Origin of the sequence: Streptomyces sp. NPDC059008 (assembly GCF_042749045.1) — a bacterium.
Taxonomy (GTDB): domain Bacteria; phylum Actinomycetota; class Actinomycetes; order Streptomycetales; family Streptomycetaceae; genus Streptomyces.
The window spans coordinates 236,141-243,913 of sequence record NZ_JBHYJC010000009.1; the positions used below are offsets into that span (position 1 = coordinate 236,141).

General features: G+C 72.8%; 6 protein-coding genes and 1 pseudogene. All 7 read right to left on the reverse strand.

The features are described from left to right. Window positions 1-3 precede the first annotated feature (3 nt). Window positions 4-669 (reverse strand): 1-hydroxy-2-methyl-2-butenyl 4-diphosphate reductase, encoded by a 666-nt coding sequence (locus tag ACFWZH_RS14800; RefSeq protein WP_384429668.1) that lies wholly within the window; start codon window positions 667-669, stop codon window positions 4-6. Beyond that, entirely contained in the window at window positions 669-2,681 is a 2,013-nt protein-coding gene (gene shc, locus ACFWZH_RS14805) for a squalene--hopene cyclase (protein ID WP_384429671.1), read from the reverse strand. Before shc ends, ACFWZH_RS14800 begins: the two co-directional genes overlap by 1 nt. A 107-nt stretch (window positions 2,682-2,788) precedes the next feature. After that, a complete protein-coding gene (locus ACFWZH_RS14810) occupies window positions 2,789-3,853 on the reverse strand; it encodes a polyprenyl synthetase family protein (protein ID WP_384429674.1) in 1,065 nt (354 codons plus the stop codon). Window positions 3,854-3,906: 53 nt separating this feature from the next. Continuing rightward, entirely contained in the window at window positions 3,907-5,316 is a 1,410-nt protein-coding gene (gene hpnE / locus ACFWZH_RS14815; RefSeq protein WP_384429676.1) for a hydroxysqualene dehydroxylase HpnE, read from the reverse strand. A 100-nt stretch (window positions 5,317-5,416) separates the two neighbouring features. Continuing rightward, window positions 5,417-6,370 (reverse strand): presqualene diphosphate synthase HpnD, encoded by a 954-nt coding sequence (hpnD, locus tag ACFWZH_RS14820; RefSeq protein WP_384429680.1) that lies wholly within the window; start codon window positions 6,368-6,370, stop codon window positions 5,417-5,419. After that, window positions 6,367-7,233: a squalene synthase HpnC gene (gene hpnC, locus ACFWZH_RS14825; protein WP_384429706.1), complete on the reverse strand. Its 867-nt coding sequence runs from the start codon at window positions 7,231-7,233 to the stop codon at window positions 6,367-6,369. Before hpnC ends, hpnD begins: the two co-directional genes overlap by 4 nt. A 449-nt stretch (window positions 7,234-7,682) precedes the next feature. Then, window positions 7,683-7,773 (reverse strand): annotated as a pseudogene (locus ACFWZH_RS14830) (ABC transporter ATP-binding protein); the annotation flags it as partial.

Consider the following 7,773-nt stretch of genomic DNA (forward strand, 5'->3'; position numbering starts at 1 on the left):
GGCTCACCTCCAGGGGAGCAGCAAAGAACGGTGCCATTCATAGAAGACAGGAAGTACGGAGCGCAGCACCCGGAATGCCGATATTCCACCGCGGACGGTGCCGATGCGTACGAGTTCATGTTCTGGAGCGTCCACGACCACCCGGACGGCCGCAACCGGACGGCCGCCGGCCCGCTGGGCCGCGCGGAGCGTGGCGGCGGATTCCATGTCGACCGCGAGCGCGCCGGAGGCGTGCAGCGCGGCCCGCTCCGCGCCGCGCACGACGTGGTCGGAGCCGCACAGCAGTCCGCTGTGCACGGTCAGGCCGCGCTGCCGCAGCGCGCGCAGCAGCGGGCCGTTGTCGCGGCAGGGCAGGTCCGGCGCGCCGGGCCGGTGGTCGCGGGTGGCCTCGGCGACGACCACGTCCCCCGGGCGCATCCCGGGGGCGAGGCCGGCGCAGAAGCCGCTGGCGACGACGGGGGAACGCGCCGTGGTCCGATCCTCGCCCAGCGCTTCGGCGACGGCGCGCTCGGCCGCCTGGGGGCCCATACCCGTACGGAGTAACACCAGCCGCGGTGGTTCCTCCGCCGTCGGCCGGCCCGCTCCCCCGCGCAGCGCGAACCGCTCGATGCCGAGCGCACAGGCGACCAGCAGCGGCGGGTCCGCGTCCGCGGGGGACCGTCCGGGCATCAGGCCTCCACCGCGGCCGGTCCCCCGTGGAGATAGCGGCCCAGGGCCGTCAACGGGAAGACCTGTCGGTAGAGGTGGTAGTTGATGGAGAAGTCCCAGGGGAAGCCGGTACCGGTGAAGTACGGCTCGTCCCAGGAGCCGTCCTCGCGCTGGGTCCCGGTCAGCCAGCGCACTCCGCGCCGTACCGCCTCGCTCTCCCGTTCGCCGGCCGCGAGCAGCGCCATCAGCGCCCAGGCGGTCTGCGAGGCGGTCGAGGCGCCGCGTCCGGCCCACCGCTCCTTGTCCTGATAGGACCGCTGGTCCTCGCCCCAGCCTCCGTCGTCGTTCTGCACCCGCTCCAGCCAGCGCACGGCGCGCCGGACCGCCGGGTGCGCGGCGGGGATGCCGGCCGCGGCGAGCGCGGGGAGCACCGAGCCGGTGCCGTAGACGTAGTTGGTGCCCCAGCGGCCGAACCAGGCGCCGCTGGGCTCCTGCTCGGCCAGCAGCCAGGCGATCCCGCGGCGGGTGCGCGGGTCGTGCGTACGGCCGACGTCGGCGAGCATCTCCACGACATGGGCGGTGACATCGGCCGACGGCGGGTCGATGACCTCGCCGAAGTCGCAGAAGGGCAGGCGGTCCGGCAGCGGGCTGGTGTTGTCGACGTCGAACGCGCCCCAGCCCCCGTTCCTGGACTGCATGCCGAGGTTCCACCGCACCGCGCGGCGTACCGCGGCCTCGACCCGCTGCGGGTCGGGGTGGTCGATACGGCGCAGCGCGAGCACCACCTCGGCGGTGTCGTCGATGTCCGGGTAGTTGTCGTTCTCGAACTCGAACGCCCAGCCGCCGGAGGGGAGTTGGGGCCTGCGCACGCTCCAGTCGCCGGGCCGGTCGATCTGCTCGGCGAGCATCCAGTCGGCGGCCCTGACCAACTGCGGGTGGTCGGCGGGCAGTCCGGCGTCGGCCAGTGCGATGGCGGCCAGGCAGGTGTCCCAGACCGGGGACTGACAGGCCTCGATCATCCGTGCGCCGTCCTCGCGCCATACCGCGAACCGGTCCAGTGACTCCAGGCCGGTGCGCAGCACGGGGTGGTCGAGGTCGTAGCCGAGGAGGTGCAGGGCGATGACGGAGTAGACGGCCGGGGGCTGGATGCCGCCCCAGCAGCCGTCGTTCTCCTGCCGTTCGATGATCCAGCGGGCGGCGGAGCGCATGGCGGCGCCGCGCAGCCGCCGCAGGGCGACCTTGTGGTACAGGTGCAGCGCCTTGTCCAGGCGCTGGAAGACGCCGTCCCAGCTGGTGGCGGGGGCGAGCGGCCGGGGCGGGCTGGGGTTACGGGGGTCGGTGTGCAGCTCGTCGAGGGCGAACGGCGCCGGGCGGACCGGGCGCTTGGCCGAGACGATGGTCAGCGGCACGATGGTCTGCCGCGCCCAGCAGCCGAAGTCGTAGATGTTGAGCGGGAACCACTTGGGGAAGTACAGGAGTTCCGGCGGGAGTTGGGGCAGGTCCTCCCACTTCCACCAGCCGAAGAGCGCCAGCCAGATACGGGTGAAGACCCGGGCGGCGGCGACGCCGCCCTGCGCGCGGATCCAGGCCGAGGCCCTGGCCATGTGGGGCGCGTCGGGCTCGTCCCCGGCGAGCCGGAGGGCGACATAGGCCTCGATGGTGGTGGAGAGCTCGCCGGGCCCGCCGTAGAACGTGGCCCACGTCCCGTCCTCGCCCTGCTCACCGCGGATGTAGCGGCCCGAGGCCGCGGTGAGCTTCGGGTCCTGGATGCCCAGGAACTGGCGGAGCATCAGGTCCTCGGCGTCCATCGTGACGTTGGTCTGGAGGTCGCCCTTCCACCATCCGGCGGGGTCCTGGACGGACAGCAGGTAGTCGGTGGCGCGTGCGGTCGCGCGCCGGGCCGCCTCCGCCGTGTCGTGGAGTACGGCGGTAGGTGCGCCGTGGGTCGATTCGGTTGTCTCAGCGGTGGTCTCGCTGGCCGAGGGGCCCCGGGGCGGCAACGCCCCGGTGCTTCCGTCGGTCGTCGCTGTCATGGCTTCCCCTTCGGCAGTGAACTGTCAAAGCGTGCTCAGGGATTCCGTCGGCCGGCGCCCGGACGGCACCGGCCGGCGACTGCGATCTATTCGGTGTCGAAGCGTGATCATCTCTCTCGTACAACGACGAAGTCGGCGAGCGCGACGAGCTGTGCGCGGACCTTCTCCGGCATCTCGATCTCGTCCAGCGCGGCGATCGCGGTGGCGTGCTGGCGGCGGGCCTCCTGGGAGGTCCACTCGCGGCCGCCGGCCTCCTCGATGAGGGCCGCGCGGGAGGCGAACTCCTCCTCGGTGAAGTCGGCGATCTCGGTCTCGCTCTTCTGGGCGTCGGCCGCCAGGATCTGGGCCAGCCGCTCGGAGGCCGGGCCGCCGGCCGCGAGCGCGGCGACGACCGGCAGCGACTTCTTGCGCTGGCGCAGATCGCTCCAGGGCCGCTTGCCGGTGGCGTCCGGGTCGCCCCAGATGCCGAGTACGTCGTCGACGGCCTGGAAGGCGAGGCCGAGGTGGTAGCCGTACTTCTCCAGGGTGTCCGCGGTGCGGTCGTCGGCGCCGCCGAGGACCGCGCCGATGGAGACGGCGCAGGCCAGCAGCGCGCCGGTCTTGTTGCCCTCCATCTCCAGGCACTCCTCGACGGTGACCCGCTCGCGGTGCTCGTAGGAGATGTCCTGCGCCTGGCCGTCGATCAGCTTGCGGGTGGCCAGGGTGAGCCGCCGGGTGGCGCGGCCGGCGTCGACCGTGCCGAGCTCCAGCAGTATTTCGTTGGCGAGGGCGAACAACGCGTCGCCGACGAGGATGGCCTGGGCGGGGCCGTGCACCTTCCACACCGTGTCGCGGTGCCGGCGCTGCTCGTCGCCGTCCATGAGGTCGTCGTGCAGCAGCGAGAAGTTGTGCACCAGCTCGACGGCGACCGCGCCGGGGATGCCGACCTCGGGGGCCGCGCCGGCGGCCTCGGCCGACAGCAGGGCCAGCGCGGGCCGCACCGCCTTGCCGCTGTCCCCGGAACTGGGCTTGCCCTCGGCGTCGATCCAGCCGAAGTGGTAGGCGGCGACGGTGTCCATGGGAGGAGCGAGCCGGTCCACGGCGGCACGCAGCACGGGAGTGGCGAGCGTCCGTCCGCGCTCCAGCAGCGCGGTGACGCTCTCGGTGTCGATAGCTGGGGAAGCCGGATTCACGGTTTCTCCTCTGTTTCCGATGCTCGTGCTCGTGGGAGCGCTGGTACTCGTGGTCATGCCGCCTCCTGAGGCAACTGGCCCTGGGGGAAGCCGAGTTCGGTGAGTGCTTCGCGGGCGGCGGCGGTGCCGCTGCGGACAGCGCTTTCCATGGTCGCGGGCCACCCGGTGGCGGTCCACGCACCGGCCAGGTACAGGCCGGGGGCTTGGGTGCGGGCGGCGGGGCGGAGCCTGCCGACGCCCGGGGCGGGCGCGAAGGTCGCGGTGCGCTCGCGGGTGACGAAGAAGTCCCGGATCCTGGCGCCCCGGGCGGCGGGCAGCAGCCGCTCCAGTTCGGGAAGGTAGCGGGCGCGGAGCTTGGCGACCGGCTGGTCGATCTCCTCCTGCGCGGCGGACTGCGAGACGGCCAGGTACTGGCAGCCGGCCCCGTCCGGAAGCTCGTGCAGCCCGGAGGCCTCCGTACGGTCGAAGACCCACTGGACCGGGGAGCCGACCGCGGCGAAGAAGGGGCGGCGCAGCACCTTGCGGTCGTAGACCACATGGAGGTTGAGGATCGGGGCGGTGCCGATGTCCAGCAGGCGGTCCTTGCCGGGCACCGCTCCGTCGGGCAGCAGGGCATGGGTCTCGCGCTGCGGTACGGCGAGGACGACGGTGCCGGCGGTGAGCTGCTCGCTGCCGTGCGGGCCGTTGTCGACCGAGACCCGCCAGCCGTCGTCCGTACGTGTGAGGGCCCCGGCGCGGGTGCGCAGGGCGATGCGCACCCCGGCCTTCTCCAGGGCCGTGCGGGCGAGGCCGTCGTGGACGTCGCCGAGCGGGACGCGGGACCAGCCGATGTCGGCGGCACCGGGGGCCGACAGCAGTCCGGTCTTGAAGACCTTGGCGGCCAGGCCCATCGAGGCGTCGGCGGCACGGGCGTTGAGGGTGGCGATGCCGACCAGGTCCCACAGCGCCTCGACGGCGCGCGGCGACTGGCCGTACCGGCGCAGCCAGCTGCCGAAGTCGACGCCGTCCAGGGCCGGGTCGGCGGGGTCGAGGCCCTTGAGCGCGAGGGTGGCGCGGACGACGCCGGCACGCTCCGCCGGGGACAGGTGCGGGTAGCCCGCGAGGCTCTTGGCGAGGTGCAGCGGGACGGGCAGGGCGGTGCGGCGAAGCCGTCCGAGCCGCATCCGGTCGGCGTCCAGGACCGGTACGTCCATGCGGTCCTGCAGGGGCACCAGGTCCGCGGCACCGATCCGCTCCAGCAGTGCGCTGTACGCGGTGCAGCAGCGGAGGTAGACATGCTGGCCGTTGTCGACGCTCAGCTCGCCGACGGCGCCGTCGCGGCGGAAGGAGAAGACCAGGCCGCCCAGGCGGGGCCGGCCCTCGACGAGGGTGACCCGCAGCCCCGCGTCGGCCAGCGCGAGCGCCGCGGTCGTGCCCGCGAGGCCGCCCCCGATGACGACCGCGGCGGTGGCGTGCGATGTCATGTGCCCTCCCCCCTTACGTGTGTCATGGACGCAGCCGTCTCGGAGAGGGTTGCCCGCCCCACCGGCGCGGGGTCACCGCTGTCGTGCGCGGGCCGGCACATCATCCGCGCCTCCGGACGGCCTGCCGGCGGCCGATCGCCCGCGCGTCGAGCCCGGACAGCCCGCGCACCGCGACGAAGGCCTTCTCCCGGCCGGGCAGCGAGACCCGGCCGCGCAGCACCGCCTCGGGGTCGGAGGCGATCCGGGTGAGCAGGCGGTGGTAGATGCCGGCCATCGCGGCCACGCAGGCACCGCTGCGCCGGTCGAGCATCGGCAGCAGCCGGAAGCCCTCGGCGAACAGCGCACGGGCCCGCTTCACCTCGAAGTGCACCAGGCCGGCGAAGTCGGAGCCGGGCGGCGGGACCGGGCTCGCGAAGCCGGCCGAGCAGCCGAATTTGGCGAGGTCCTCGGCGGGCAGGTACGTACGGCCGTTGCCGGCGTCCTCGCGAACGTCCCTGAGGATGTTGGTCAGTTGGAGGGCGAGGCCGAGCGTGTCGGCGTACTCGGAGGCGCGCGCGGCGTCCGGTGCGCCCGGCACCGTGCCGAACACGCCGAGCGAGAGCCGGCCGATGGCACCGGCGACGCAGCGGCAGTAGACCCTGAGGTCCTCCCAGGTCTCGTAGGTCTCGCCGCGCACATCGGCCAGCACACCGTCGATCAGCTCGTCCAGCGCGTCGAGCGGGATGGGGAAGCGCGCGGCGGCGTCGGCGAGCGCGACGGCCACCGGGTCGGTGTCGTCCTCGTCGACCAGGCCGTTCTTGATACGGGCCAGCAGCTCCCGGGTGTCCTCCAGGCGTTGCTGCTTGGCGGTGGTCTCCAGATTGCCGTCGCCGATGTCGTCGACCCGGCGGGAGAAGGCGTAGAGCGCCGACATGGCCTGCCGCTTGTCGGTCGGCAGCAGCCGGATGCCGTAGGCGAAGTTGCGCGCCTGCTGCCCGGTGACGGCCTCGCAGTAGCGGTACGCAGCGAGCACCGGCGCGGACGCGTGTGCGGTTGCCTCCACGGTCCGGCTCACCCCTCTCTTCGCAATGCGGCCGCCAGCTCGCGCATCAGGCTGAGCTTGGTCGGCTTGGGCGGTCCAGGGAGTACGTCGTGTTCGGCGGCCGCCACCGCTTGGAGGGCGGCGCGTCCGCCGGCGACGAAACCGGCCAGCAGCAGCTTGAGTCTGCCGTGGACGCTACCCACCAGCGCGGTGCCTTCATTCAGCAGGTCACGGGCGCGTTCGGCTTCGTAGGCGATCAGTGCGCGCACCGATGCGCCCCCGCTCGGGGCGGCCAGATCGGCCTCTGTGACGCCGAAGCGTTTCATGTCCTCGGCGGGGAGGTAGACGCGGTCGCGCCCGAGGTCCTCGGCCACGTCCTGGATGTGTTCGACGATCTGCAGGGCGGTGCAGACCGCGTCGGAGCGGCGGATCCGCTCGGGGCTCGACGTGCCGGTGATGCCGAGGACGAGCCGGCCGACGGGGTTGGCGGACAGCTCGCAGTAGGCCACCAGGTCGTCGTAGGTGGCGTAGCGGCTCACCCGCTGGTCCTGGCGGTTGGCCTCGATCAGGCCGAGGAAGGGCTCGCAGGTCAGCTCGCAGCGGCGGACGGTCGGGCCGAGGCGGCGCATCAGCGGGTGCTTGGGGCCGGGTGCGCGGTCGCTGAAGACGCGGTGCAGATCCGCCTCCAGGGCGTCCAGCAGCGCAGGCCTGTCGTCGTACTGGGCGCGGTCGAGCCCGAGGAGTACGGCGTCGCCGCCGCCGGGCGCGAGGTCGCCGTCGCCGATGTCGTCGACGAGCCGGGCGAAGCCGTAGACGGCCATCAGGTCGGCCCGCCAGACGCGGGGCAGGAAGAACGGCGCGACCGGGAAGTTCTCGTGTGCGGCCTGGTCGAGCACGGTGCGCGTCTGGTCCCGCCCGTCACCCGTCGCCACCCTTCCGACGAAGGCGCGACGCGCCCGCTCGTTGTCTCGGCTCACCGGGGACTGCCCGGCGCATTTCGGTGCCGGAGCGAACCAGTAGCCATTGCCGTCACGTCTCCCGTTCTACACCGCCAAGCTAAAACATCCTATTTCGGACACGCCGCACAGGCGACGCGCCCCAATCGAGCCCTCATCACCCTTTTGGGTGGACTTCGCCCGACATGTACCACTTGTGCTGTTCGGTACCCGTACAGCTTACGCCGTGCCTCTCGTGCACGTCCGGGCGGGTACCGGGGCCCTCGGCGATGATCCGGTCCACGGCCGGTTCGACCGAACTGTTCGCGGCACCGGAGGAGTTGACCGTCTCCCAACCGACGAAGGCCCCCGCGAGGCGGACTCGCGGAGGCCTTCCGGTGCGAGTGGGGCTACTTGCCCGTCTCCTTCTCGTAGGCCTTGATGACCTCGTCCGTGGGGCCGTCCATCAGCAGTTCGCCGCGCTCCAGCCACAGGACGCGG